The 25220-nt window shown below is 68.9% G+C and carries 25 protein-coding genes, 1 pseudogene and 1 riboswitch; of the genes and pseudogenes, 10 read left to right on the top strand and 16 right to left on the bottom strand.

Translation table 11 applies throughout. The annotated features are described in order from the left end of the window. Positions 1–142: 142 nt before the first annotated feature. The 4 genes from OEJ36_RS22620 to OEJ36_RS22635 are packed head-to-tail and all read right to left on the bottom strand — an operon-like array spanning position 143 to position 5059. On the bottom strand, positions 143–1165 hold the full coding sequence (locus OEJ36_RS22620) for a FecCD family ABC transporter permease (RefSeq protein WP_263403447.1): 1023 nt from the start codon (positions 1163–1165) through the stop codon (positions 143–145). Continuing rightward, the gene (locus tag OEJ36_RS22625; protein WP_263403448.1) at positions 1162–2127 is read right to left on the bottom strand and encodes an ABC transporter substrate-binding protein; all 966 of its coding nucleotides are present in this window, start codon (positions 2125–2127) and stop codon (positions 1162–1164) included. The genes OEJ36_RS22620 and OEJ36_RS22625 overlap by 4 nt, the downstream gene beginning before the upstream one ends. Then, positions 2124–2897 carry an ABC transporter ATP-binding protein gene (locus OEJ36_RS22630; RefSeq protein WP_263403449.1) on the bottom strand — a complete coding sequence of 258 codons (774 nt, stop codon included), beginning with the start codon at positions 2895–2897 and terminating at the stop codon, positions 2124–2126. Before OEJ36_RS22630 ends, OEJ36_RS22625 begins: the two co-directional genes overlap by 4 nt. A 23-nt stretch (positions 2898–2920) precedes the next feature. Next, positions 2921–5059, bottom strand: a complete 2139-nt coding sequence (locus OEJ36_RS22635; RefSeq protein ID WP_263403450.1) for a TonB-dependent receptor — start codon at positions 5057–5059, stop codon at positions 2921–2923. 106 nt (positions 5060–5165) lie between these two features. Then, positions 5166–5368, bottom strand: a riboswitch (cobalamin riboswitch). Positions 5369–5569: 201 nt separating this feature from the next. Here OEJ36_RS22635 and OEJ36_RS22640 point away from each other — a divergent pair. From OEJ36_RS22640 to OEJ36_RS22650, 3 genes are read left to right on the top strand one after another with little or no spacing between them, the layout of a single operon-like run. Then, positions 5570–6019, top strand: coding sequence for a nuclear transport factor 2 family protein (locus OEJ36_RS22640; protein WP_263403451.1), 450 nt, complete (start codon positions 5570–5572; stop codon positions 6017–6019). Positions 6020–6021: 2 nt separating this feature from the next. Next, complete coding sequence (locus OEJ36_RS22645) at positions 6022–6465, top strand: PaaI family thioesterase (RefSeq protein WP_263403452.1); 444 nt, start codon at positions 6022–6024, stop codon at positions 6463–6465. Positions 6466–6468: 3 nt separating this feature from the next. Next, on the top strand, positions 6469–7497 hold the full coding sequence (locus tag OEJ36_RS22650; RefSeq protein WP_263403453.1) for a zinc-dependent alcohol dehydrogenase: 1029 nt from the start codon (positions 6469–6471) through the stop codon (positions 7495–7497). Here OEJ36_RS22650 and OEJ36_RS22655 read toward each other — a convergent pair whose 3' ends face one another. Beyond that, positions 7498–7965 carry a MarR family winged helix-turn-helix transcriptional regulator gene (locus OEJ36_RS22655; protein ID WP_263403454.1) on the bottom strand — a complete coding sequence of 156 codons (468 nt, stop codon included), beginning with the start codon at positions 7963–7965 and terminating at the stop codon, positions 7498–7500. Between the two features lie 116 nt (positions 7966–8081). On the opposite strand from OEJ36_RS22655, the gene OEJ36_RS22660 reads away from it, so the two are divergent. Next, positions 8082–8687: a glutathione S-transferase gene (locus OEJ36_RS22660; protein WP_263403455.1), complete on the top strand. Its 606-nt coding sequence runs from the start codon at positions 8082–8084 to the stop codon at positions 8685–8687. A 354-nt stretch (positions 8688–9041) separates the two neighbouring features. Here OEJ36_RS22660 and OEJ36_RS22665 read toward each other — a convergent pair whose 3' ends face one another. Continuing rightward, positions 9042–10232 carry a helix-turn-helix transcriptional regulator gene (locus OEJ36_RS22665; RefSeq protein WP_263403456.1) on the bottom strand — a complete coding sequence of 397 codons (1191 nt, stop codon included), beginning with the start codon at positions 10230–10232 and terminating at the stop codon, positions 9042–9044. A 185-nt stretch (positions 10233–10417) separates the two neighbouring features. On the opposite strand from OEJ36_RS22665, the gene OEJ36_RS22670 reads away from it, so the two are divergent. Next, positions 10418–10759: a hypothetical protein gene (locus tag OEJ36_RS22670; protein WP_263403457.1), complete on the top strand. Its 342-nt coding sequence runs from the start codon at positions 10418–10420 to the stop codon at positions 10757–10759. A gap of 165 nt (positions 10760–10924) precedes the next feature. On the opposite strand, the gene OEJ36_RS22675 is transcribed toward OEJ36_RS22670, so the two are convergent. From OEJ36_RS22675 to OEJ36_RS22685, 3 genes and pseudogenes are all read right to left on the bottom strand, one after another. Further along, positions 10925–12136 (bottom strand): Bcr/CflA family efflux MFS transporter, encoded by a 1212-nt coding sequence (locus OEJ36_RS22675; RefSeq protein WP_263403535.1) that lies wholly within the window; start codon positions 12134–12136, stop codon positions 10925–10927. Positions 12137–12154: 18 nt separating this feature from the next. Next, a pseudogene (locus tag OEJ36_RS22680) lies at positions 12155–15205 on the bottom strand (efflux RND transporter permease subunit); the annotation flags it as partial. A 1-nt stretch (position 15206) separates the two neighbouring features. Continuing rightward, positions 15207–16328, bottom strand: coding sequence for an efflux RND transporter periplasmic adaptor subunit (locus OEJ36_RS22685; RefSeq protein ID WP_263403458.1), 1122 nt, complete (start codon positions 16326–16328; stop codon positions 15207–15209). Between the two features lie 148 nt (positions 16329–16476). On the opposite strand from OEJ36_RS22685, the gene OEJ36_RS22690 reads away from it, so the two are divergent. After that, the gene (locus OEJ36_RS22690) at positions 16477–17121 is read left to right on the top strand and encodes a class I SAM-dependent methyltransferase (protein ID WP_263403459.1); all 645 of its coding nucleotides are present in this window, start codon (positions 16477–16479) and stop codon (positions 17119–17121) included. Between the two features lie 29 nt (positions 17122–17150). Here OEJ36_RS22690 and OEJ36_RS22695 read toward each other — a convergent pair whose 3' ends face one another. The 3 genes from OEJ36_RS22695 to OEJ36_RS22705 form a co-directional block, all read right to left on the bottom strand. Beyond that, positions 17151–17804 (bottom strand): peroxiredoxin, encoded by a 654-nt coding sequence (locus OEJ36_RS22695; RefSeq protein WP_263403460.1) that lies wholly within the window; start codon positions 17802–17804, stop codon positions 17151–17153. A 114-nt stretch (positions 17805–17918) separates the two neighbouring features. Continuing rightward, positions 17919–18485: a DUF4291 domain-containing protein gene (locus OEJ36_RS22700; protein ID WP_263403461.1), complete on the bottom strand. Its 567-nt coding sequence runs from the start codon at positions 18483–18485 to the stop codon at positions 17919–17921. Between the two features lie 43 nt (positions 18486–18528). Continuing rightward, positions 18529–19236 carry a YwqG family protein gene (locus tag OEJ36_RS22705; RefSeq protein WP_263403462.1) on the bottom strand — a complete coding sequence of 236 codons (708 nt, stop codon included), beginning with the start codon at positions 19234–19236 and terminating at the stop codon, positions 18529–18531. Positions 19237–19363: 127 nt separating this feature from the next. Here OEJ36_RS22705 and OEJ36_RS22710 point away from each other — a divergent pair, with 127 nt between their 5' ends. Then, positions 19364–20620: an esterase/lipase family protein gene (locus tag OEJ36_RS22710; protein ID WP_263403463.1), complete on the top strand. Its 1257-nt coding sequence runs from the start codon at positions 19364–19366 to the stop codon at positions 20618–20620. 16 nt (positions 20621–20636) lie between these two features. On the opposite strand, the gene OEJ36_RS22715 is transcribed toward OEJ36_RS22710, so the two are convergent. Then, the gene (locus OEJ36_RS22715) at positions 20637–21077 is read right to left on the bottom strand and encodes a MarR family winged helix-turn-helix transcriptional regulator (RefSeq protein WP_263403464.1); all 441 of its coding nucleotides are present in this window, start codon (positions 21075–21077) and stop codon (positions 20637–20639) included. A gap of 72 nt (positions 21078–21149) precedes the next feature. On the opposite strand from OEJ36_RS22715, the gene OEJ36_RS22720 reads away from it, so the two are divergent. Both OEJ36_RS22720 and OEJ36_RS22725 read left to right on the top strand, forming a co-directional pair. After that, positions 21150–21884: a siderophore-interacting protein gene (locus OEJ36_RS22720; protein WP_263403465.1), complete on the top strand. Its 735-nt coding sequence runs from the start codon at positions 21150–21152 to the stop codon at positions 21882–21884. A 154-nt stretch (positions 21885–22038) separates the two neighbouring features. Next, a complete protein-coding gene (locus tag OEJ36_RS22725) occupies positions 22039–22329 on the top strand; it encodes a hypothetical protein (protein WP_263403466.1) in 291 nt (96 codons plus the stop codon). A gap of 119 nt (positions 22330–22448) precedes the next feature. Here OEJ36_RS22725 and OEJ36_RS22730 read toward each other — a convergent pair whose 3' ends face one another. From OEJ36_RS22730 to OEJ36_RS22740, 3 genes are all read right to left on the bottom strand, one after another. After that, positions 22449–22913, bottom strand: a complete 465-nt coding sequence (locus OEJ36_RS22730) for an SRPBCC family protein (protein WP_263403467.1) — start codon at positions 22911–22913, stop codon at positions 22449–22451. A gap of 71 nt (positions 22914–22984) precedes the next feature. Further along, positions 22985–23227 (bottom strand): hypothetical protein, encoded by a 243-nt coding sequence (locus OEJ36_RS22735; RefSeq protein ID WP_263403468.1) that lies wholly within the window; start codon positions 23225–23227, stop codon positions 22985–22987. Positions 23228–23342: 115 nt separating this feature from the next. Further along, entirely contained in the window at positions 23343–24290 is a 948-nt protein-coding gene (locus OEJ36_RS22740) for a LysR family transcriptional regulator (RefSeq protein WP_263403469.1), read from the bottom strand. Positions 24291–24435: 145 nt separating this feature from the next. Here OEJ36_RS22740 and OEJ36_RS22745 point away from each other — a divergent pair, with 145 nt between their 5' ends. Next, positions 24436–25185, top strand: coding sequence for a 3-oxoacyl-ACP reductase family protein (locus OEJ36_RS22745; RefSeq protein ID WP_263403470.1), 750 nt, complete (start codon positions 24436–24438; stop codon positions 25183–25185). The last annotated feature ends 35 nt before the right edge of the window (positions 25186–25220 follow it).

Consider the following 25220-nt stretch of genomic DNA (forward strand, 5'->3'; position numbering starts at 1 on the left):
ACGACTGCGTTCGGCCTCCTGGAGGGGCGTTGGCGGCTGCTCCAGCTTTCTTCGCCCAGGGCATTGCCACGTGGTGCGCACGGACTTTCGTAGGATGGGTAGAGCTCGGCGAAACCCATCGGGCGGGGCTGATGACTCCCCTTCAACGACGACGCAACAGACCAACGAAGAACAGCCCGCCGATGGCTGCGGTGGCGATGCCGATGGGCAGGTCCTCGGGGGCGACCAGGGTGCGGGCGGCGACGTCGACCCAGACCAGGAACAGCGCGCCGAGCAGGGCGGCCACCGGTAGCAGGCGGCGGTGCTCGGCGCCCACCAGGCGCCGGGCCAGGTGCGGCAGCATCAGGCCGACGAAGCCGATGGCGCCGCTGAGGGCCACCAGCACCCCGGTGAGCAGCGAGGCGCAGACGAACACCTGCAGGCGTACGCGACGGGCGCTGAAGCCCAGACTGACGGCGGTCTGCTCGCCGGCCATCAGGGCGTTGAGCCCGCGGGCCTGGGCGAGCAGCACGAGCAGCCCCAGGGCCAGGCACAGCGCCGGTGGCCAGAGCAGCTCCCAGCGTGCGGCACCGAGGCCGCCGAGCATCCAGAACACCACCGAGCTGGCGGCGTGGTGGTCGCCGAGGAACAACAGCAGGTTGACCAGCGCCATGCACAGGAAGGACACGGCGACGCCCGCCAGCAGCAGGCGGTCGCTTTCCAGGCGGCCGTGGCGGCTGGCGATGGCCAGCACCAGCAGGGTGCTGCCCAGGGCGCCGACGAAGGCGGCCAGGGGCAGGCTGAGCACACCGATGAATTCGCCCAGGTAGAGCAGCACCAGCACCGCGCCCAGGGCCGCGCCGGAGCTGACCCCCAGCAGGTGCGGGTCGGCCAGCGGGTTGCGCGTGGCCGCCTGCAACGCGCCGCCCACCAGGGCCAGGCCGGCGCCCACCAGCGCACCGAGCAGCACCCGGGGCGCGCGGATCAGCCAGACGATGTGTTCCTGGCCACGGCTCCAGTCGCCCGCAGCGCTCACGCCCAGGCGCTCGGCGAGGATGCCCCAGACGTGGGCCTGGGGCACCGCGGCCGGGCCGAAGCCCAGGGCGGCGATGCAGGAGAGCACCAGCGCCACGGCGAGGCCGAGCAGCAGCAGGCGGTAGGCGCCGGGCGAGCGCACCGGGCTCATGGCGCCTTACCGGCGAAGCGTTCGGGGTGCAGGCCGGCGGCCAGGGTCTCGATGGCCTCGATGTTCTCCACCGAGGGGGTGACGGCGAGGTAGGGCAGGACCAGGAAGCGCTGCTCGCGGATCGCCTCGACCGATTGCAGGGCCGGGTGGGCCAGGAGGAAGTCACGCTTCTGCTGCCAGCTGCGTTCGCCGTAGTCGACGATGAGGATCACCTGCGGGTCGCGCTCGACCACGGTTTCCCAGTTGACCTGGGTCCAGCTGGCGGCGAGGTCGTCCATCAGGTTGTGGCCGCCGGCTGCGTCGATGATCGCTTGCGGCATGCCCAGGCGGCCGGAGGTGAAGGGGCGGTCCTCGCCGCTGTCGTAGAGGAACACCCGGGGCACCTCGCTGCCGTTCTCCAGGCGCCTGGCCACCTCGGCCTGGCGCGTGCGCAGGCCGGCGACCAGGGCGTTGGCGCGGGCCTCGACGTCGAAGATGCGGCCGAGGTTGTCGAGGTCGCGGTAGAGGTCCTCCAGGCTGGCGGCCTCGCGCGGCATCACGTGGGCGCAGGATTCGCTCAGCTCGTACACCGGGATGCCCAGGGGCGCGAGGGTGGCCGGGGTGACTTCGCCGCCCACGCGCATGCCGTAGTTCCAGCCGGCGAAGAAGAAGTCGGCGTCGACGTTGAGCAGCGTCTCGATGGAGGGGTATTTGCGTGCCAGCTCCGGCAGGTCGCCCAGGGCGGCCATCAGCCGGGCGTCGGGGGTCTTCCAGCCGCTGATGCCGCTGTAGCCGACCATGCGCGATTGCAGGCCGAGGGCGACCATCATCCCGGTGAGGTTGATGTCCTGGCTCACCGCCCGCTGCGGTGCGCGTTCGAACACCACCTGGCGGTCGCAGCTGGTGACGCTCAGCGGGTAGTCGGTGGCCTGGGCGAGGGGCGCCAGGAGCAGGGCGAGCAGGGCGATAGGCAAAGGCTTCATGGGGTGATCCAGGTGATGCGCGGATGGTCGGCGAGGGGGTGGCGGTCCACGAGGGCACGCACGCCGAACACCTGTTGCAGCAGTTCGGCGGTGAGCACGTCGGTGGGGGTGCCGCTGGCCACCACGCGGCCTTGGTCCAGTACGTAGAGGCGGTCGCAGAAGGCCGCCGCCAGGTTGAGGTCGTGGAAGCTGGCCAGGGTGCTTAGGCGCAGCTCGCGCAGCTGCTGCAGCAGCTCCAGCTGGTAGCGCGGGTCGAGGTGGTTGGTGGGCTCGTCGAGCAGCAGCAGGCCGGGACGCTGGGCCAGGGCGCGGGCCAGCAGCACGCGCTGCTTCTCGCCGCCGGAGAGGCGGGCGAAGGCCTGCTCGCGGAACCCGGCCATGCCCACCGCCGCGAGGGCTTCGTCGACGATGCGCGCGTCCTCGGCATCGTCACCGTCGAACAGGCCCTTGTGCGGTGAGCGGCCCATGGCGACCACTTCGGCCACGGCCAGGCCGAAGTCCTGGGGGAACTCCTGCAACACCACGGCGATGCGTTGCGCGCACCAGCGCGGGCTGCGTCGCCAGAGGTCGTCGCCGTCCAGGGCCACCCAGCCGGAGGCCGGGCGCTCGGCGCGGTAGGCGCAGCGCAGCAGGCTGGTCTTGCCGCTGCCGTTGGGGCCGATGAGGCCGACGAACTCGCCCGCGCGCACCTGCAGGTCAATGCCCTGCAGGAGCCAGCGTGGGCGGCCGTCGGGTGCCCAGGCGAGGTCGCTGATGTTCAGTGATGACATGCCGGGCACTCCCTTTCGCCGGGTCAGAAGCTGTAGTCGGCGGTGACGAAGAACGAGCGGGGCTGGCCTAGCAGCCATTGCTGGCCACCGTTCTGCTGGGTGACGGCGTAGCGGCGGTCCAGCAGGTTGTTCAGCTTCAGGCCCAGGCGCGTATCCGGCAGCACCTGCCAGCCGAGGTTGGCGTCGAGCACGGTGTAGCCCGGCACCTTCACGGTGTTGGCCGCGTCGGCGTAACGGGCGTCGACGTAGCGCGCGCCGAGGCCGGCGTCCAGGTCACGACCCAGCTGCTTGCTCAGCCACAGGTTGGCGGTGCGGCGCGGCACATCGGTGGGGCTGTTGCCGGAACGGGAGATCAGCTGGCCGCCGACGGACTCGTTGAAGTCGTCGTACTCGGCACGCACCACGGCGGCGTTGGCCGAGACGTGCCAGCCCTGCTCCAGCGCCAGCTCCAGGGTGGCTTCCAGGCCATCGGAGGATTGCTGGCCGATTTGCTGGGTGGGGCGGGTTACCGACTCGCGGGAGAGCAGCTTCTTCTTGACGATGTGGTAGGCGGCCAGGGTCCATTCGCCGCGCCCGTCCCAGAATTGCTGCTTGAGGCCGAACTCGGTCTGCTTGGACTCGGTGAGGTCCATCTTCTGCTGGGTGGGGCTGAGGGTGATGAGGTTGCTCACCCCGTCCTCGCTGGTGGAGTACTGGCCGTAGAAGGACAGCTGCGGCGTGGCGGCGAACACCAGGCCGGCGCGCCAGTTGCCGCCGGAGAGGCTGCGGTCGCTGCGGGTGTTGGCGCGCAGGTCGTCGCGGTCGATGTGGTTCTGGTCGCGGCGGATGCCGGTGACCAGGGACCAGCGCTCGTCGAACTGGGTGCGGTTCTCGGCGAACAGGGCGACGGTGCGGGTTTCGCTGCGCGAGTGCGGGCCGTAGGCCGAGGCGCTCTGGTAGTAGCCGGGCGTGGGGTTCCACGGGTCGACATAGTCGCCGCCTACGTCGATGTAGGGCGAGTTATTCAGCAGGTTGAAGCGGATGCGGTTGAACTCGGCGCCCACCAGGGTGCGGCTGCTGAGGCCGAACAGCGAGTGGTCGAAGGTGAAGGTCTGGCGATCACCGATCTGCTCCTGCTCGTGCTTGATGCGCAGGTTCTCGGCGCGCTCCAGCTGGCCCAGGCCGGCGTCCCAGTTATAGGCCTCGGCGTTACGCCAGTAGCGGCGGCTCTTGATGTGGTAGAGCTGGTTGCTGGCGCTGATGCCGTTGGCCAGGGTCCAGTCGGTGACGAGCCGGGTCCACTGGTCGTTGTAGTGCTGCTCGGCGTTGTGCAGGTTGTAGTTCTTCTCCTTCAGGCTGTCGCGCAGGTGGCCGTCGATCAGCGGCGTGCCGAAGTAGTTCATCGGCGTGAGGTCGCCCTGGTCATGGGCCAGGGTGAAGGCCAGGTCGTCGCGGGCCTGCCAGCGCAGGGCGGCGCTGAGGCCGAGGTTCTTCGAGTCGCCACGGTCGATCCAGCCGTGGCTGGTTTCGCGGTTGAGGTTGAGGCGGTAGCTGAGGGTGTCGGTGAGCGAACCGCCGCTGTCCAGGGCCATCTGCTGGCGGTCGTCGGAGCCGTAGCCCAGGCGCAGGCGGTTGCGGATCTCGCCCTCGAAGGGCTTCTTCGGCACCACGTTGATCACCGCGCCGGTGGCGCCTTCGCCGTAGAGCACCGAAGCCGGGCCACGGATCACGTCGATGCGCTCGACCATCCACGGGTCGGTGGGGAAGGTGACGGTGCCCATGCCGGTGTAGAAGCGCGTGCCGTCGTACAGCTGCATCACCGAGGCGTGGCCGGTGAAGCCGCGGGCCGAGAGCGCGGTGCCGCCGTTGCCGGGGGTGCCGATGTTGCTGATGCCGGCGGAGCGGGTCACGGCGTCCTGCACGGTGGCGTTGTTGCGCCCGCGCACCTCGTCGCCGCTGATGCTGCTGGTGCTGGCCGGGGTTTCCAGGGCGGAGAGGCCCAGGCGCGAGCCGGCGGGCAGCGGCGTGTCGAGGCTGATGGCCGCATCGTCCGCCTGGCCGGTGACGGCGGTGGCGGGCAGGGCCAGGGCGCCGTCTTCGGCGTGCAGGGCGAGGGAGATGGACAGTGCGAGCAGGCCGAGGGCGGCGCTCGCCGGAGCGTTGGAGCTGAAGGTACGGGACATGTCGTTCCTATCACGTCAGGAATGAATGGAGCCCGGAGGGAATGCAAAGGCGTGCACGGGCACGAGCGCCCATGCGGAAACCGGCCCGTGCCCGCCCACCGCGGGTTTGCCTATCGATGCTCCAGGCCGGTCTCCGGGCTTGCGAGGATCACGCTCCATTCGCCTTCCCATGCTGTTGCACAGTGGCGTATCGAATGCAGCGCTCGCTTACCGTTGCGGGGGCAGCGCCGGACTGGTCCTGAGGACGCACCGGCTTCCCGTTTCACCTCACGCACGACGGCGGGAGGCACCTGGAACGGCGCGCATATGACCATCCACACGCCCGGTCGTCAACGCCAGTGTGTTGCGGCAGATGGCGGAAACACCCGTTCCAGAGCCCTGTCGACCTTGCCGGAATGCCTTCTTTTTTGTCATATCAACAATGTTGATTTGAGAGTTGGCGCTCACGTATCGTCCGTCCACGGGCTGCAGGGCGATTCCCTCGCGCTGGCCCTGTGGAGGGCTGCCCGCATGTCCGGACGCCAGGCTCTGATCGATATCACCGAGGCGGCCTATGCCGCCTTCGCCCAGGGCGACCTGCCCGCGCTGCTGGCCCTGTGCGACCCGGCATGCAGCTGGGAGGCGCCGGGTTTCGTCGCGCTGATGCCCTGGGCGCGGCGCCATGACGGCCACGCCGGCGTGCGCGAATTCATCGCCGAGCTGCATGCGCACCTGGAGTTCCAGGCCTTCGCGCCCCAGGCCCTGGTGGTCGACGAGGCCGCCGGCCAGGTGGTGGCGCTGGGCAGCGCGCGTTGCCGGGTGCTGGCCAGCGACCGGGTCTACCACAACCAGTGGGCGCACCTGTTCACCCTGCGCGACGGGCTGATCACCGGCTTTCGCGAATACCCCGACACGGCGGCGCAACTCGCCGCCATCCATCCCGCATTGCTCGCCGACCCTCGGCTGAACCAGGAACCTTGATCATGTCCGATACCCCCAACAAGCCCGTCATCTCCGGCCTGCAGATTCTCCAGGCGGTGATCGCCGGCAAGCTGCCCGCACCCTCCATCGGCGACACCATGGCGATGAAGGCGGTGGGCGTGGAGCCCGGGCGCATCTTCATCGAAGCGCGGCCGGATGCCCGTCACCTCAACCCGGCCAACGCGGTGCACGGCGGTTTCGCCGCCACCTGCCTGGATGGCGCGGCGGCCCTGGCGCTGTTCTCCACCCTGGCCGCCGACACGCCTTATTCGACGGTGGACCTGGGCGTGAAGTACCTGCGCCCGCTCAAGGTCGGCGAGGTGTACAGCGTCGAGGGCTGGCTGGTGGAGCGCACCCGCAGCCTGGCGGTGTGCGACGCCCATATCCGCGACGCGGCCGGCAAGCTCTGCGCCCGCGCCACCACCACCTTCAACGTACGGGACTGAACCATGCGCGAACTCATCGTCAAGGGCGCGGGGCGCCTGGCCTGGGAGGAGGCGCCGTCACCGGTGCTGGATTCGCCGCTGGCGGCGCTGGTGCGGCCCATCGCCTCGGCCTCCTGCGACCTCGACCGGCGCCTGGTGGCCGGGCTGACGCCGTTCAAGCCGCCCTTCGCCCTGGGCCACGAGTGCGTGGCCGAGGTGCTGGACGTGGGCGCGCAGGTGACCACGGTGAAGCGCGGCGACCTGGTCTCGGTGCCCTGGAAGATCGCCTGCGGCACCTGCCGCCAATGCCTGGCGGGGCGCAGCACGGCCTGCACCGGCGTCGCCCGCCACGCGGCCTATGGCGTGCCGGCCGGCGGCCACTGGGGCGGGTTGTTCTCCGAGGTGGTGCGGGTGCCCTTCGCCGACGCCATGCTGGTGGTGCTGCCGCCGGGGCTGGACCCGGTGGCCGTGGCCAGCGCCAGCGACAACCTCACCGACGCCTGGGTGGCCACCAGCCGCCCGCTGGCGACGCGGGAGGAGGCGAAGGTGCTGGTGGTGGGCGGCACCGAGAGCCTGGGCATTCTCGCGGTGCAGATGGCCCGCGCTGCCGGAGCGGCCGAGGTGGATTACCTGGATGGCGACGGCTACCGCGACGACCTCGCCGTGCGCAGCGGCGCCACCTTGCGCAACGGCGCCGACGGCGCGCTGAACGAGCGCTACGACCTGGTGGTGTCCGCCACCCGCGACCCGCAGGCCCTGCGCACCGGCCTGCTGGCACTGGCGCCGGGCGGGCATTGCTCGTGCATCGGCATCATCTTCGAGGACCCGGCCATCCCGTTGTTCGGCATGTACATGCGCGACGTCACCCTCTCGGTGGGCGCCTGCAGCGTGCGGCCGCACATCCCCAGGGTGCTGGAGCTGGTGGAGCAGGGGCATTGCGACCCGCTGCTGGTGAGCCCCAGCGTGGTGCCCTGGGAGGAAGCGACCGAGGCATTGATCCAGCCGCTGGCCAAGTGCATCGTGGTGCGCGAGCGCATCACCTCGGCGGGCTGATCAGTCGAGGCGGGCGGCCAGGGATTGCATGACCGAGTGCCAGGCGATCCGGCCGTCCGTGTCGGTGGTGTCCAGCGCGGCGCGGATGACCCGGCGCTCCAGGTCGGTGGCGCGGTGCTCCAGGTCGTGGCCTTCCGTGCTGAGGGAGAGGCGCTTGTAGCGGTGCTGTTCCGGGTCGCGCTGCTGGGTCACCAGGGCGCGTTCGAAGAGGTGGGTCAGCGGGCGGTGCAGTGCCTGCTTGCTGACCCCGAGGAGGGCGGCCAGTTCGCCGACGTTGATGCCGTCGACGCGCCGGATGGCGTAGAGGATGCGATGGTGCACGCGCGACAGGCCGAGGGTTTCCAGGTAGGCGTCGGCGTCCACGGTGAGGCCGCGGAAGCCGAAGTGCAGCAACTCCAGCGCGACATCCAGATCGTCCAGGCGTCTGATGTCTGCGGAGTCCAGTTTGATTTTCCTGTCGATGACCATGGGCAGCTCCCGGGCGCGATGGGCGGGGATGCTACCGGCGCCGCCGGTGGTGGTCCAGTTGCAACCACAGCGGATGCCGGCAGCCGAGCCGGCCCGCACACAGGAGGAACTGCGTGATGAAACTGATCTATGCCGGAGCGTCGCCTTTCGCCCGCAAGGTCCGGGTGCTGGCCCTGGAGGCCGGGCTCGCTGCGGGCATCGAGATGCTCGACACCGCCGTGCTGCCGATCAAGGAGAATGCCGAGGTCAACCGCGCCAACCCGCTGGGCAAGATTCCGGTGCTGCTCACCGCCGAGGGCGAGGCGCTGTTCGACAGCCGCGTCATCTGCGAATACCTCGATGCCCTGCAGAGCGGCGACGCCTTCTTCCCCCATGGCAGCGAGCGCTGGACCTGCCTGACCCGCGCGGCCCTGGCCGACGGCCTGATGGATGCGGCGCTGCTGGTGCGCTACGAGGGCGCCATCCGCCCCGAGGCGTTGCAGTGGCAGGAGTGGAAGGACGGCCAGCTGGGCAAGATCCACCGCGCGCTGGAGGCCCTGGAAGCCATCGCCGACCAGCTCCAGGGCCCGGTGGACATCGCCCAGATCGCCGTGGGCTGCGCCCTCGGCTACCTCGACTTCCGCTTCGCCGACCTGGGCTGGCGCACTGGCCACCCGCGGCTGGAACGCTTCTTCGCCGCCTTTTCCGAGCGCGAATCGATGAAGGCGACGGTGCCGGCCTGACGCCGCTGCGTTGGGTGGATGGCGCTCCATCATCCACCCGCGGAGTCATATGGAAACCCGTAGTACTCGTAGGTTGGGCTGAGGTACGAAGCCCAACGTCGCCAGGCTGGACATCGCTGCGTTGGGCCTCGCTGCGCTCGGCGCCAACCTACGGTGCGGCCCCAACCCCGCGCCGGGGCTGACCGTTGCGTAGGGTGGATGGCGCTCCATCATCCACCAGCGGAGTCATATGGAAACCCGGAGCACTCGTAGGTTGGGCTGAGGTACGAAGCCCAACGTCGCCAGGCCGGACATCGCTGCGTTGGGCCTCGCTGCGCTCGGCGCCAACCTACGGCACTAACCCACGCGCCGTGCCTAGGTGGTCTGCGGCGGGATCATGCCGTTGGCCTGCCAGCGCAGCACGGCGGGGCCGGTGAGGACGATGCGCACCAGGTCGGCCTGGCGGCTGGTGCCGGCCTTGGCAGCGGCGGATTTGAACTGGGCGCGCACGGTGTGCAGGGAGACCTGCTGGCGCTCGGCGTATTCCTGGGGTGTGAGGCCGTTGACCAGGGCCTCGGTGAGCCGCGCTTCGGCGGGGGTCATGCCGTAGATCGCGCGCAGCATCGGTGCCAGCGAGCCGATCACGGCGCCCGGATCGCTGAGGAAGACCACCACCGAGCTGCGTTCGCCGAAGGGCGAGGCCCAACTGGGCAGGGGCGCGATCACGGCGTCCAGCTGAGTACCTTCCAGCCCGCGCAGGCGCAAGGCGCCACCGCCGTCGCCGGTGGCACCCACGCCGGTGCGCAGGGCGCCGAACAGGCGCTGTTGCAGCAGGTTGTCGTCGGCGGCGTAGGTGGCCCGCAGGCTGTCGGCAGGGCCGAAGCGCAGCAACCCGGAGCGGTTGGCCAGGCCGTGGGCCAGGCTGTTGGCGTGGAGCACGCGGCCGCGATGGTCCAGCAGGATGATGCCGAAGGTGCTGGTCTCCAGCGCGGCCATCGACGCCTGGGACAGCGCCTCCAGCCGGTGCAGCCGGCGGTGCAGGGCGAAGGCGGCCTGCAGGTGCGGCATCAGCGCGGAGATCACCTTCAGTTCTTCCTCGCGGAAGATGCCCGCCCGCTCGGAGCGCACCACGGTGACGTTCAGCGAGCGGTCCTCGCGCTTGGATACCACCGCGGCGGATGAATAGAAGAAGTCCTGGTGGCGCAGCCAGTCGGCGTAGTACTCGGTGCGTTTGAGCTGGTCGTCCGGGAACAGGCTGGAGGAGGTGACCACGTGGCCCTCGCCGTGCTTCAGCGGGTCTTCCATCCAGACGTTGCGCTGGCAGTAGTACTCGGCGAAGTCCGCCATCGCCTGGGCGTCGATGCCGGTGAAGGTGGCGATGGAGCCGGTGCTGTTGTCGATCTCGGCGCTGCGGTCGCTGAAGTCGTGGCCCCAGATCATCGCGGCGTGGGAGTCGAGGCGCGCGGCGAAACCGGCGAGGAAGGCGTTCCAGCGGCCATTGTCCAGGGCCGCCTCATAGATGCTGGCGATCAGCGGGCCCAGGCCCAAGGGTTCAGAGACATCCATGCTTCCAACCTCGGAACAGGCTTGATATTGGCTTTTTGCCATTATTGGTCAGGCGACTGCGCCCGGTAAACAGCCGAATAGCCAATTCTGGGGATGTGCGAGGCCGGGGGCTTCCCGGAGAATGCCTGTGTCTGCGGGCGCCAGTGCACGCAGCCATCGACCAGAGGTGCTCCGGAGGGGGAGTGATGATCAAAAGAATAGCGTTGGGCCTGTTGATGCTGGCCGGGGTGGCGACCTTCGCCCAGGCGGATGAAGACATTTGCGAGGGCTGGACCCACAAGGCCTACCCGGTGCACATGGAGGCTTGCTCCTACCCGAACGGTGGCTCGGGCTACACCCGCATCACCAACACCGGCAACACCGCCGCGGCCATCTGCTGGACCGTGGTGACCAACAGCGGCCGTGAAATCAATGGCTGCAACAGCAACATGGAAGCCGGGGAGACCTCCGAGGCCTCCTGCGCCAGCTGTGGCCACAAGAACGGTGGCGTGCAGTACATCCTGCTGCAGAAGTACGAAGCGCACTGATCAGGGCGCCAACACACCTCGCGCATTCTCGCGCAGTTCGGGCGACACCACGGCAGGCCCCCTCTCACGCTCCAGAGGTGGGACCGCGTCGCCCGATTCTTTTCCGCAACTGACCCACCCCCTTTTCTTGCAGGGTGGGTGCCAGCCAGCGCTGTTATTCCGCCCTCAATCCGTCGCCAGCGCCGCTGTGCGCGCCTGGTGCGCCCGAGCGAGGCGGAACAGGCCGAAAGCGGCGACGGCGAAGGTGACGTTGAGGCTGATCATCGGCAGTGCACTGTCGTTCTGCAGGGCGCTGAGCAGCAGGCCGGAGAGGGTGGCGCCGGCCATCTGGGCGAAGCCGATGAAGCCGGCGGCGAGCCCCGCCCGGGTCGGGTTGGGGATCACCGCGCCGGCCACCGAGCCGGGCAGCACCATGCCGGCGCCGAGGGTGAGCAGCATCTGCGGCAACAGCAGGCCGGGCACTGAGGGGCCGGCGGCGAGCAGCACGGCGAGGGTGACCACCGCACCGGTGGCCACCAGCGCGGTGCCGATGCCCACCAGGCGCGCCGGGCCCAGCTTCATGATGAGGCGGTTGCTGAGGATGGCGCCGGCGATCAGCCCCGAGACGATGCCGCCGAAGATCAGCCCGTACTGGGTGGGGCTCAGGCCGAGCTGGCCGACGAACACCCGCGAGGACCCGGCGATCACGCAGAACATGGCGCCGTAGGTGCCGGCGATGGCGAAGGAGAAGGCGCGCACCTCGGCCCCCTTGAGCAGTTCGCGGTAGTTGCCGGCGAGGGTGGCCAGGCGCCCGGCGAGCGGGTCCTTGGCCTGGTTGCTTTCGCGGTAGAGCAGGGTGCAGGCGAGCAGGGCGACGATGCCGATGATCACCGTGGCCACCACCACCGCACGCCAGGAGCCGGCCTTGGCGGCGATCAGCCCGCCGATGACCGGCGACAGCATGATGGTGCAGAGCATGCCGATCACGGTGATGGCCATGATCGGCCCGGCTTTTTCACGCCAGACGTCACGCACGATGGCCCGTGCCACCACCAGCGCGGCGCAGGCGCCGAGGCCCTGCAGGGCGCGGCCGGCGATGAACTCCGGCATGGAGTGGGCGAAGGCCATCCACAGCGAGGCCAGCACATAGGTGGCGACGCCCGCCAGCAGCACCGGCTTGCGGCCGATGCGGTCCGACAGCGGGCCGAAGAACAGTTGGCCCACGCCGAAGGCGCCGACGAACACCGAGAGCGCCACCATGGACGAGCCGGGCGCTGCCGCCAAGCCGTGCTCGATGGCGGCGAGGCTGGGCAGCAGCAGTTGGGTGGAGACCTCGCCCAGGCCGCAGAGGCCGACGAGCAGGGCGAGCAGCAGGCCGGAGCGGCGGGTGGCGTCCATGGATGAGTCCTCCGGTGGGCGACGGGGTTTGCGCACCAGCACCAGGGTGCAGAGTGCCGGCAGGAACAGCAGGGTGAGCAGGGTGCCGACCAGCACGCCGCCGATGAGCACGAAGGCCAGGGACGACCAGAACACCGAGAGCGTGAGCGGGATGAAGGCCAGCGCCGCCGCCAGGGCGGTGAGCACCACCGGGCGGGCGCGGCGCACCGTGGCCTCGATGATGGCCTCGCGTACTTCCTGGCCGGCCTCGCGGTTCTGGCGGATCTGGTCGGTGAAGATCAGCGTGTTGCGCATGAGGATGCCGCCGATGCCGATCAGCCCGAGGATGGCGTTGAAGCCGAAGGGCTGGTCGAACAGCAGCAGTGTGGGCACGGCACCGATCAGCCCCAGGGGCGCGGTGGCGAAGACCATGAACATCACGCCGAAGGAGCGCACCTGGAACATGATCACCACCAGGGTCAGCAGGATCATGATGGGGAATAGCGCGGCCAGGGCCTTGTTGGCCTTGGCGCTTTCCTCCACCGGGCCGGCGATCTCCACCCGGTAGCCGGACGGCAGCTGCGCCAGCAGCGGCTGCAGGTCGCGCCACACGGCCATTTCCACGTCCGGCGGCTGGGTGCCGTCGACGATGTCGGCACGCACCTCGAAGGTGATGTCGCGGTCGCGGCGCTTGAGCACCGGGTCCTCCATCACCGCCTGGAAGCGCCCGACCTGTTCCAGCGCCACGGACTGCCCGGCGGCGTTGGTCAGGGTCAGGTCGGCGAGGTTGCCGAGGTTTTCCCGCTGGTCATCCAGCGCCCGGGCGACGACCAGTACGTTGCGGGTGCCTTCGCGCACTTCGGTGACGTTGTTGCCGGTGAGCAGGGCGTTGACCTGGCTGCGCACCTGGTCGGGGGTGAAGCCGAGCAGACGCAGGCGGTCCTGGTCCAGCACCAGGCGGTAGGCGCTGGTGCGCTCGCCCCAGTCGAGGAAGCTGTCGCGGGTCAGGGCGTTGGCGGCCACCACCTGGCGCACGTCTTCGGCGATGCCGCGCAGCACGTCGGCGTCCGGCCCGGCCACGCGGAACACCACGGGGAAGGGCACCGGCGGGCCGAACAGCAGCTGGGTGACGCGCACCCGCGCCGAGGGGAATTCACCGGCGGCGATGCGTTCGCGCATGCGCGCCTTGAGGGCGTCGCGGTCGTGGGCGCTGGCGGTCTGCACGATGAGCTTGGCGAAGGCCGGGTCCGGCAGCTCCGGGTTCAGCGAGAGGAAGAAGCGCGGTGCGCCGCCGCCGACATAGGCGTCCACCAGTTTCGTTTGCGGTTCTTCCAGCAGCGCGTTTTCCACCTGGGCGACCACCGCTTCGGTGGCCTTGAAGGCACTACCCGGCGGCATGTACACCTCGAGGATCAGCTCGGAGCGGTCGGAGTTGGGGAAGAACTGCTTCTTCACCGCACCCATGCCCAGCACGCAGAGCACGAAGGCGCCGAGCACCAGGGCGGTGACCAGCCAGCGGTGCTCGACGCAGGCGCTCACCAGGCGGCGCAGGCGCGCGTACCAGGGGCCGGCGTAGAGGGCGTCGTGGCCGCCGGGCACGGGAACGATGCGCGGCAGCATCTTCACCCCGAGGTAGGGCGTGAACACCACCGCCACCAGCCAGGAGGCGATCAGGGCGAAGCCGACGATCCAGAAGATGTTGCCGGCGTATTCCCCGGCGCCGGAGCGGGCGAAGCCCACCGGCAGGAAGCCGATGATGGTCACCAGGGTGCCGGTGAGCATGGGCGCGGCGGTGGAGCTCCAGGCGAAGGTGGCGGCCTTCATGCGGTCGAAGCCTTCCTCCAGCTTCACCACCATCATTTCGATGGCGATGATGGCGTCGTCCACCAGCAGGCCGAGGGAGAGGATCAGCGCGCCAAGGGTGATGCGGTCGAACTCGCGGCCGGTCATCAGCATGACCACGAAGACGATGGACAGCGTCAGCGGCACCGCCGCGGCCACCACCAGGCCGACGCGGAAGCCCAGGGCGAGCAGGCTGATGAGCATGACCACGGCCAGGGCGACGAAGAACTTGAGCATGAATTCGTCCACCGCCAGGCGGATGTTCTTCGCCTGGTCGGAGACCTTGTCGAAACTCACGCCCAGGGGCAGGTCGGCGTGGATGCGGTCTTCCTCGGCCTGCAGGGTGCGGTCCAGGTCGAGGCCGTTGAAGTGCGGCTCCATGATCACCCCGAGCATCAGCGCCGGGTCGCCCTGGTGGCGGATGCGGTAGCTGGCCGGGTCTTCGTAGCCGCGGCTGACCGTGGCCACGTCTGCGATGCGCAACACCTTGCCGCCGGCGGCGATGGGCACGTTCTCGATCAGCGCGAGGGTGTCGAAGGCGCCGTCGATGCGGATGTAGGCGCGTGGCCCGGCGGTCTCGACGAAGCCGGCGGGGGAGACGCCGTTCTGCGCGGCGAGGGCGGCGAAGATCTGCTCCGGCTTGATGCCGAGGGTGGCCAGGCGCTGGTAGGAGAACTCGACGAACACGCGCTGGGCCTGTTCGCCGAGGATGTTGACCTTCTTCACCCCCGGCAGGCGCAGGAAGCCCTGGCGCAGGTCCTCGGCCATCTTCACCAGCTCGCGGTGGGGCAGGGCCTTGGCCTCCAGGGCGTAGAGGGCGAAGTAGACGTCGGAGTATTCGTCGTTGAAGAACGGGCCCTGCACGCCACGGGGCAGGCGGGCGGCCTCGTCGCTGAGCTTCTTGCGGGTCTGGTAGAACAGCTCCTGGATATCGCCGGGGCGGGTGGATTCGAGGAACTGCACCTTCATCGAGACGAAGCCGGGCTGGGCGATGGTTTCCACGCGGTCGTAGAAGTCCAGCTCCTGCAGGCGCTTCTCCAGGCGGTCGGCGACCTGCTCCTGCATCTCCCGCGCCGTGGCGCCGGGCCAGGTGGCGGTGACGGTCATGGTCTTGACGGTGAAGGAGGGGTCTTCGGCGCGGCCCAGCTTGCCGAAGGCGAAGACCCCGGAAAGGATCACCGCGATGATCAGGAACAGGGTCACCGCCGGGTTGCGTACGGCGATCTCGGAGAGGTTGAGGCCGCGCATCTCAGCGCACCTCGTCGTTCTGGCGGGCCAGCGCCAGGGCCTGGCCGGGCAGCAGGCGCACCTTGTCGCCCTCGTGCAGCAGGTGGGCGCCGAGGGCGACCACGCGCTGGCCGGCGCTGACGCCGCCTTCCAGCAGGGCGTATTCCTGGCCGAGGCGGGCGACCTTCACGGCGGCGAAGTGCACGCTGTCGTCCTCGCCTATGACCCAGACGCCGCTGCCTGAACCGGGGTTGTGCAGGGCGCCGATGGGCACCCGCAGCAGCTCGGCCTGCTCGCTCTGCAGGCGTACGGTGATGGTGGAGCCGATGCTGAAGCGCTCGGCGGCACCGTCGAGGATGTAGCGGGCGCGGTAGGTGCGGGTGACCGGGTCGGCGGAGGCGGAGAGTTCGCGCAGGCTGGCTTTCACCGCCTGTTCGCGGGCATCGAAGGGGTAGGCGAGGGCGTTGCTGCCGGCCAGGGCGCGCTGGGTTTCCGGCAGGTCGATCACCGCTTCGCGGGCGCCGTCGTGGGCCAGGCGGGCGACGATCTGCCCTTCGGCGACCACCTGGCCGCGCTCGACGCGCACGTCGGTGATGATGCCGTCGCCATCGGCCTTGAGGGTCGAGTAGCTGCGGCGGTTCTGCACCTGGCTGGCTTCGGAGCTGGCGGCGGCCAGTTCGGCCTCGGCCACCCGCAGGTTGGTGGCGGCCTGGTCGAACACCTGGCGCGATACGGCGCCGGTGGTGGACAGGCGGCGGTAGCGGCTTTCGTCGTCACGGGCCTGGCGCAGTTGCGCACGGGCGGCGCTGACGCGGTTGTTGGCGGCGCGCAGGGCCAGCTCGAAATCCTCGATGTCCAGCACCAGCAGGGTGTCGCCCTTGGCCACCCGGGCGCCGGGGTCGACGCGGCGTTCGATCACCTTGCCGCCGACGCGGAAGCCCAGGTCGCTCTCGGTGCGCGCCGCCACCACCCCGGTGTAGGCGGCCTGGTGGTGGCTGGCGCTTTCCACCTGGGCGGCCAGTACCGGCCGTGGCTGCTGGCCGCTGGCGGCGTTCCGGGTGTCGGCCTGGCTGTTGCAGCCGCCAATGGCCAGCAGCGCTGCCAGCAGGGCCAGGGGGCGGAGGGTGTGCGCGTGTCGGTTCATGGTCCTGCACTCTCGGGGATGCCTTCGATGCTTTAGATGATATGCGTAATATTATTCGTCGCATAGATGTCGTTCGTCATTTTAAGGGGCGGTGAGCGCGGTGGCGGGGCCGGGTAGAATCCCCGGGCCTATCTCACGAGAGACCCCCATGCCCTTGCTGCCCGATGAGCTCGCCAACCTCAGCGCCACCACGCTGGACGACTACAACCAGAACGCCGATGGCTTCCGCGAGAACACCCGCGACCATGATGTGAGCCAGAACATCGAGGCCCTGTTGCGGCATATCCACGGCCAGGCGCCGCTGGCCATCCTCGATTTCGGCTGCGGGCCGGGGCGCGACCTGCGCACCTTCCGCGCCCTGGGCCACACGCCGGTGGGGCTGGACGGCGCCGAGCGCTTCGTCGAGATGGCGCGGGCGGATTCCGGGTGCGAGGTGTGGTTGCAGTCCTTCCTCGACCTGCAGTTGCCGGCCGGGCGCTTCGATGGCGTGTTCGCCAATGCCACGCTGTTCCACGTGCCGGGGCAGGAGCTGCCGAGGGTGCTGGGCCAGCTGCACGCGACGCTGAAGCCGGGTGGGGTGCTGTTCAGCTCCAACCCGCGCGGGCAGAACCAGGAAGGCTGGAGCGGCAACCGCTATGGCGCCTGGCACGATTTCCCGGCCTGGAAGGCGCTGTTGGAGGCGGCGGGGTTCGAGGAGCTGGAGCACTACTACCGCCCGGCGGGCCTGCCGCGGGAGCAGCAGCCCTGGGTGGCGAGCGTGTGGCGCAGGAGCGGGACGGTGGTCCCGGGCTGAAGCCCGGGCTACCACCGGGTGGAGCGGACCTACTTCGGCGCGGCGGTGGTGCGCAGGTAGGGCAGCTTGATGTCGATGCTGCCGTACTTCTCGCGAGCCTGGTCGTCATTGAGGGCGAGGGCGACGATTACATCATGGCCTTCGGTCCAGTTGGCCGGGGTGGCCAGGGGCACGTTGTAGGTCAGTTGCAGGGCGTCGAGGGCGCGCAGCACCTCGGCGAAGTTGCGACCCACCGACATCGGGTAGGTCATGGACAGCTTGAGCTTCTTGTCCGGGCCGATGATGAACACCGAGCGCACGGTGGCGGTGTCGGCGGCGGTGCGGCCATCGGGCAGGTAGGCCTCGGCGGGCAGCATGTCGAAGGCCTTGGACACGGCCAGGGACTCGTCGGCGATGATCGGGAAGGTGGCGTTGGCGCCACAGAACGCCTCGATATCACCCTTCCACTTCTGGTGCGCCTGCACCCCGTCCACCGAGACGCCGATCACCTTGGTGCCGCGCTTGGCCCATTCGGCGGCCAGTTGCGCCACGGCGCCGAACTCGGTGGTGCACACCGGGGTGAAGTCCTTGGGATGGGAGAAGAGGATGGCCCAGCTGGAGCCGATCCAATCGTGGAAGCTGATGCTGCCCTGGTCGGTTTCGGCCTTGAAGTCAGGGACCAGATCGTTGATGCGCAATGCCATGGTGTTGTCCTCCTGGAGTGGATGGCGGGCGGGTCGTGGGTGAGCGTAGACGGCTTTCGTGACGACGCTAACCCGCTGCCGCACGCCGCCGGCCGGGTTGGAGGAACAGGTGTTTCAAGGGATGTATTCGCGCTCTTCGGGCAGCCTGCGCTGCGCCTCTTCCAGCTCTCCAGCCTGCACCAGGGCGTGGATGTCATGGGCCAGGCCGGTGACCTCGGTGATGCCCTGTATCCACTGCTCCACGTAGCGCTTTGAAGCCTCCGGGCCCAGGCCGATCTGGATCGCGCGGTGGGGCTGCGGCTCGAGGTGCAGGTTGCGCTCCGGGTCCCACTGGATGCGTACCGGCGAGGCGTTCTTGATGCGCTCCCATTCCTCCTTGCCCTGGCCCGGCTCCGGGTGGCTGGGGCAGCTGTTGGCCAGGGCCCAGGCGAAGCCTTCGTGGCTGATGTCGAGGGCGAGAATGCGCTTTTGCCCGCTGTCCTTCAGGCCCCAGCCGGCGCGGTACATCATCCAGAGGAAGGAGGGTTTTATCCAGGTCATGCGCTCCAGCTTGAAGGGCGGCGAGACGAAGGTGCCATGGGCCAGCGCGCTGTCGGCGATGGCGTCGGAGTAGGCCTGGTAGACGCGGAGGGTGTGGGCGTCGTAGTGGGCCCTGATCTGTTTCTGGGGGATGGCCTGCATGGGGTCCTGCGTTGGGATGAACCGTGGGTGAGGGGGCTGGGGCTCAGTAGAAGTCGTAGTAGAGCGCCCATTCGCCGCTGCTGCGGTGCTTCCAGAACATCAGGCTGCCGCTGTCCACGACGTTGAGGTTGATCTTGGCGTCGGAGGAGATCTGGAAGACGAATTCGAAGCCGTCGCCCGGGTCGATGCCGGACTGGCAGAAGGACGGGTAGCCGCCGATCTTGTGCGCGTAGCAGTGGCTGACGATGTCGTAGTAGCTGTCGATCGTGCCTTGGCGTTCCAGTTCGAGGATGCGGTCTTCCAGGTCCGCCGGCACGCCGCCGCCGTCCCACAGCGGGTAGTCCTCGTCCAGCCGTTCGGCCTTGAGCGGGAAGGGTTTGATGAAGGAAGCCGGCGCGGCCAGCTCCTTGCGCTCCAGCACCTCGTGGTGACCGTATTCACGGATGAGCCAGTGGGCGCCCATGGGCTCCAGCGGCTCGCCGAAATCGGCGGAGATGAACAGGGTCAGCACCCGCACCTCCGCCAGCAGCGGGTGATTGACCGGCAGGCTCGGCAGGTGGAACTGGGCCAGGGGCAGCATCGCGTCCCCGGCCGCGTTGCAGGGGATGCCTTCGTCGGGGCGGAACAGGAAGACCCGGCCCAGCCAGCTTTCGTCGTCGGCCTGGGTGGGGCGGAAGCCGCCGGCGGTGAACTGCGTGGCGGGGCGGGCCAGCTGCTGGCGGATCGCCTGGATTTCATCGTTGTCGTGCATCTGTCGTCCCTGACCGGTGGGGAAAATCGCGGCGCCTATTCTGCGGTGGCCTGGGCCGATCCGACTAGGCTTGCTTGCAGGGGCAAGGGATGAGGCGAGACGGATGGCCGTTCTGCGGATACTCCTCGTGCTGGCAACGATCACCGGTGGCGGCTGCAGCCTGCTGGAGGTGGACAGGGAAATGCAGCGCGCCCGCCAGGAACTGGTGGTGGTAGCGGGGCGCCTGCAGGCCACGGAGCCCGGGCGCAGTGCGCTGGTGGCCCTGCTGGATGGCAAGGGTGCTTTCGTCGCCTACCGCATCGTCGCGCCGGGCGAGGCCTTCTACTTCACCCAGGCGCGGGGTGCCTATCAGTTGCTGGCCTTCGATGACCGCAACGGCGATTTCGCCCTGGATGGCGACGAGCCTCGCCACTGGCTGCCCGATGCCCGTTCCGCCCCCTTGAGCGTGCAGCCCGACCTGGCCGAGCGCGAGCGGCTGGCGCGGCTCAACAGCCTGCATCTCGCGGTGGGTGGCCTGGCAGGGGCGCCCAGGCTGGACCTCAGCCTGGAGGTGCTCTACCGCGAACAGCCGCGCTTGCAGCGCAATTACCTGCAGGTGGTGGATTTCACCGATCCGCGTTTCGACGATGCCGCCATCCGCCTGGGGGCCTGGCAGCCGCTGACCTTCATGCGCGAGGTGGGTTACGGGCTGTACCTGCTGGCGCCCTGGGACCCGGACAAGGAGCCGGTCATCCTGGTGCACGGCATCAATGCCTCGCCGCGCGATTGGCAGGCATTGGCCGCCAGCCTGGACCTGCAGCGTTTCCAGCTGGTGCTGTTCCACTACCCGAGCGGGCTGCCGCTGCGCAACAGCGCCTACATGCTCAGCATCGCCATGCGCGACATGCTGCTGCGCCTTGCACCACGGCGCATGCACGTGTTCGCCCACAGCATGGGCGGCCTGGTGGCGCGACGGGCGTTGCAGTTTCTCGATGAGGGCGAGGCCAAACGCCTGTGCCTGTTCGCGACGCTGTCGACGCCCTGGGAAGGGCATCCCTCGGCGGCCACGGGCGTGCAGCGGGTGCCGCTGGAGGTGCCGGTGTGGCGTGACATGGCCCCCGGCAGCCCCTACCTGCAGGCGCTGTTCGCCACGCCGCTGCCCGCGCATATCCGCCAATGGATGCTGGTTAGCTACGCGGGCAACCGGCGCATGCTGCCGGAGCCGAACGATGGCGTGGTGCCGCTGGCCAGCGAGCTGCGCGCGGCCGCCCAGGACGAGGCCGAGCGGCTGTACCTGGTCAATGAGAGCCACACCGGCATCCTCCACAGCCGCCGCACCACGGAGCTGTTGGAGCGCGCGCTGCAGGGGCTGCCCGGGAAGGGTTGCGCGGTGGCCCGGGACTGAGCCCCGGGCCAGGGGATCACGCTTCGGTGCCGAGGTTGGCCTGCACCCGCGCCAGCAGGTCGAGCAGCTGCTGGCATTCCGCCTGGCTGAAGCCGTCCACCGCTACCTGGTTGAGGCGCCGGCCCTGCTGGCGCACCTCCTGGTGCAGAGCCGTGCCCGCGGCGGTGGGGTAGAGCCGGATGCTGCGCTTGTCGGCCTCGTCGGCCTTGCCTTCCAGCAGCGCCTTGGCGCGCAACGCCTGGATCAGGCGGGCGATCTGCGCCTTGTCGCGCCCGGAGTGGGCCACCAGGTCGCTTTGGGTCGCCCCCGGATTGTGGGCGAAGAAGTTCAGCGCCTTGAACTCCATGTGGGCGAGGTCGTGAGCGCCGTCGCGCAGCGTCCGGTACTGCCGGGCGCGGTAGAGGTGCATGACGGAGTGGATGGATTCGAAGACGTCTTCGGCTGTATCGGCGGTCATATGGTTGATAATATCAACTAGTGGTTTTTATGATCGTTGATGTTATCAACCATCCCTTGCGAGCAACAGCCCATGGACCAACCCGTACAGACCCGCCGCGTGCAGCGCGTGCGCCACGAACTGCGCCGCCGCGAGCTGGACGTGCTCCGCGTGGAGCGCATCAGCCCGCATTTCATGAGCGTCACCTTCGGCGGTGACGAACTGGCGGACTTCGTTTCCGCCTCCTTCGACGACCACATCAAGTTCATGTTCGTGGACGAGCAGGGTGAGCTCATCCGCCGCGACTACACCCCGCGCCACTTCGATCTTGAACGTCGCGAGCTGACCCTCGAGTTCGCCCTGCACGGCGAGGGCGGCGCCTGCGAATGGGCCGAGCGCGCGCAGCCGGGCGACTCCGCGCTGATCGGCGGCCCGCGCGGCTCGATGATCATCCCCATGGATTACGACTGGCACCTGCTGGTGGGCGACTCCAGCGCCTTGCCGGCGATCCACCGCCGCCTGGAGGAACTGCCGGCCGGCGCCCGCGTCACCGCCATCGTGCAGCTGGCCGAGGCCGACCGCCGCGATTTCCGCAGCGCCGCGAATCTCGACCTGCGCTGGGTGGATACGCCGGAGGAACTGGTCGCCGCCGTACAGGCCCTGCAGCTGCCGGCTGGCGAAGGCTACGCCTGGGGCGCCGGCGAGCACGGGATGATGACCCGCACCCGCGCCCTGCTGGTGGAGAAGGGCCAGCCGAAGGAGGCGATGCGCGTCGCGGTCTACTGGCGGCAAGGCTTCTCGGACCACCATGAGGATCTGGGGGACTGAACCTGTGTTTTTCCAAGCGAAGGATGGGGCCTGCACGGCTGCCATCCGCTGTCGATGGCGCTAGAGTCCTGTCCTCGAACCTCCGGCACAGGGAACCGCCGATCATGCTGAGTCGTAACCCCCTTCATCGCCCGCTGGCCAGCGGGAGGCTCGCATGATCGACGAGGCGGCGGCCCGCGCCATCGTCCTCGCCCTGGGCAATCGCCAGGTGTGCGACGACCCGCTGGATCAATTCGTCGTCTCGTCCTGCACGCTTTCAGAGCGGGGTGACTGCTGGATTGTGCAAGGCAATACCAGGGGTTATGTCGAGCAAGGGCTCATCAGTTACTGCCGGGTGGGCGTGAGTGCCTATCTGGTGGATGTTCATTCCGGACGTGTCGATACCGTCGGCAGTGCTCAGAGCCTCGAAGAGGTCCTGCAGCGCAGGCATGGCCTGATGCAATGAAGTCTGCGTCCGGGCGGATACCAATGTCCTAAGCCGAGCCTCGCATCGATGGGTTTCGCTGCGCTCTACGCCATCCTACGGAAGCGGTGCGGTGCGGTGCGGTGCGGGCGCTGTGGCGCTTAGGCCATGGGCCAATCGACGTTGCGTACTTCGGCGCTGAGGCGGTCGAGGTTTTCCTCGTTGGCCGGTAGCACGAAGGCGGCGATCTGTTCGCGGTGTTCCGCGCTGTCGAAGACCTGCTGCCAGCCCACCCGTGTGCCGGTGCCCTCGAGCGTGAGGGTGATGGTGAGGAAGAAGTGGTGGTCGTCGGAGAGGTGTTCGATCAGCACCCGCCCGGGGGTGATTTCGCGGAACACGTTGTGGTTGGGGTAGTCGGTGCCGTCGGGGCCGTGGAGGGTGAAGCGCCAGGCGCCGTCGGGGCGGAATTCGAAGGTGTCGAAGGTGCTGCTGAAGCCGTTCGGGCCCCACCAGCGGGCGAGGTGCTCGGGGCTGGCGATGGCACGGAATACCCGGGCCGGCGGTGCGTCGATGAGCCGTGAGGTGGCGCATTCGCGATGGGCGGTGGGGGAGGCGGTGCTGCTCATTGGGGCGGGCCTTTCGCTCGGTCGGGGCCGCCTGGTGGCCAGGCGGTCAAGCGCAAAGCATAGCCCCGGGTTCAGCCCTCGTTGCGGCGGATGAAGGCGGCCTCGTAGTCGCGGCTGGCGCTGGAGACCTTGGGGTTCATCAGCGCGGAGCGGACTTTCTCGTAATCCTCGTAGGACAGGCCGGCGCGGTTGAGCATCTCCAGGGAGAACTGCTTGACCTCGGCATCGGTGTACGGGCGCGGCTCCGGTTGGCTGGCGCAGCCGGCGAGGATGAGGGTGGTAGCGGCGAGTGCGATGGCGAGCAGGCGATTCATTTCGGGCCCCCTGGGGTGGCGTTGTCCTTTGATGAACAAAGGTTATCCGCGGCCCCGGGGGCGGAAAAATCACCCACTTCGATAATGACTATTGCCTGAGTGGCAACGGTGCCGATCAGCCCCGGCCGCCGCAGGCGGGGCCCTGGGCGGAGAAGCGTTCGGCCAGGCCCTGCTCGCGGAAGGCGTGCACCACATGGTCGATGAAGACGCGGGTCTTGGCCGGCAACAGCTTCTGCGCGCTGAAGTAGAGGCACAGTGGGTCGGAGAGCACGTGCCAGTCCGGCAGTACTCGCACCAGCTGGCCGCGCTCGATGAAGTGCACCGCGTGCACCGTGCTGACCAGTGTGATGCCCAGGCCCATGCACGCGGCGTGGCAGGCGGCTTCCGGGTCGCTCATCAGCATGCGCGGCCGCAGGTCGATGGGGGACTGGTCGTCACTGCCGTTGCGCAGCACCCAGTTGCGCACGCGGCCGGTCTGCGGCGAGCGCAGGAGGATGCCGTCGTGCTGGGGGAGGTCCGCCGGCGCCTGTGGCTGCGGGTGTTTCTCCAGGTAGCCGGGGGAGGCCAGCAGCACGCGATGCCCCGGGCCGATCTGCCGGGCGATCACCCCCTGGGGCAGCTCGAAACCGCCGCCGATGCCGATGTCGAAGCCTTCGCCGATGAGGTCCACCTGGCGGTTGTCGAAATGCCAGTCGGGGACGATGGCGGGATAGCGGGCGAGGAAGCCCTCGAGCAGCGGGACTATGTACTCGCGGCCGAACATCAACCCCATGCTCACCTTGAGGTTGCCCGCCGGCTGGCCGCCCGCGCTGGCGAGGTTGGCCACCGCGCCCTGGATGGTGGCGAGGCCGCCGCTGACCTCGATGAGGAAGCGTTCGCCGGCCTCGGTGAGTTTCAGGCTGCGTGTACTACGCTGGAACAGCCGCACCCCCAGCCCGCTTTCCAGTTTCGCCACGTTCTTGCCAACCGCCGCTGGCGTCAGGCCCAGGCGCCGTGCGGCCTCGGCGAAGCTGCCGGCTTCCGCACTGCGGACGAAGCATTCGATGCTGTTCAGGGTTTCCATGGCGCCACCGTAAACCGTTTGGATCGAAAGAATATAGCGATTGCCGGCTTATCGGTTGTCAATCTCTCTCCGATACTGGCCCCGTCATCGAGCAACAGCCAACCGGCCAAGCCCGAATCCCCCTACAGACAATTGGAGAACCATCATGACCTCGACTCAAACTCTCAGCGGCAAGGTTGCATTCATCCAGGGCGGCTCCCGTGGTATCGGCGCCGCCATCGCCAAGCGCCTGGCCCGTGAAGGCGCCGCCGTGGCGCTGACCTACGCCGCTTCCGGCCAGGCCGCCGAAGAGGTGGTGAAAGCCATCGAAGCAGCCGGTGGCCGCGCCCTGGCCATCAAGGCCGACAGCAGCGACGAGCAGGCCCTGCGCGGCGCCATCCGCTACACCGTGGACAGCTTCGGCCGCCTCGACATCCTGGTGAACAACGCCGGCGTGCTGGCCGTGGCGCCCATCGAGGAATTCGCCATCGAAGACCTCGACCGCACCCTGGCGGTGAACGTACGCAGCGTAGTGATCGCCAGCCAGGAAGCCGCCCGGGTGATGGGCGAGGGTGGCCGCATCATCACCATCGGCAGCACCAACGCCGAACGCATGCCCTTTGCCGGTGGCTCGGTCTACGCCATGAGCAAGGCGGCGGTGGCCGGCTTCACCCAGGGCCTGTCCCGTGACCTGGGCCCCCGTGGCATCACCGTGAACAACGTGCAGCCCGGCCCGGTGGACACCGACATGAACCCGGCCGAAGGCGACTTCGCTGACTCCCTCAAGCAGATGATGGCGCTGGCGCGTTACGGCAAGGCCGAGGAGATCGCCAGCTTCGTGGCCTACCTGGCCGGCCCGGAAGCGGGCTACATCACCGGTGCCAACCTGACGATCGACGGTGGCTTCGCAGCCTGACATCTCGGGTACAAGGAAAGCGCCGGCCACTGGGC

Source organism: Pseudomonas sp. PDM13 (assembly GCF_025685765.1).
Classification (GTDB): domain Bacteria; phylum Pseudomonadota; class Gammaproteobacteria; order Pseudomonadales; family Pseudomonadaceae; genus Metapseudomonas; species Metapseudomonas solani.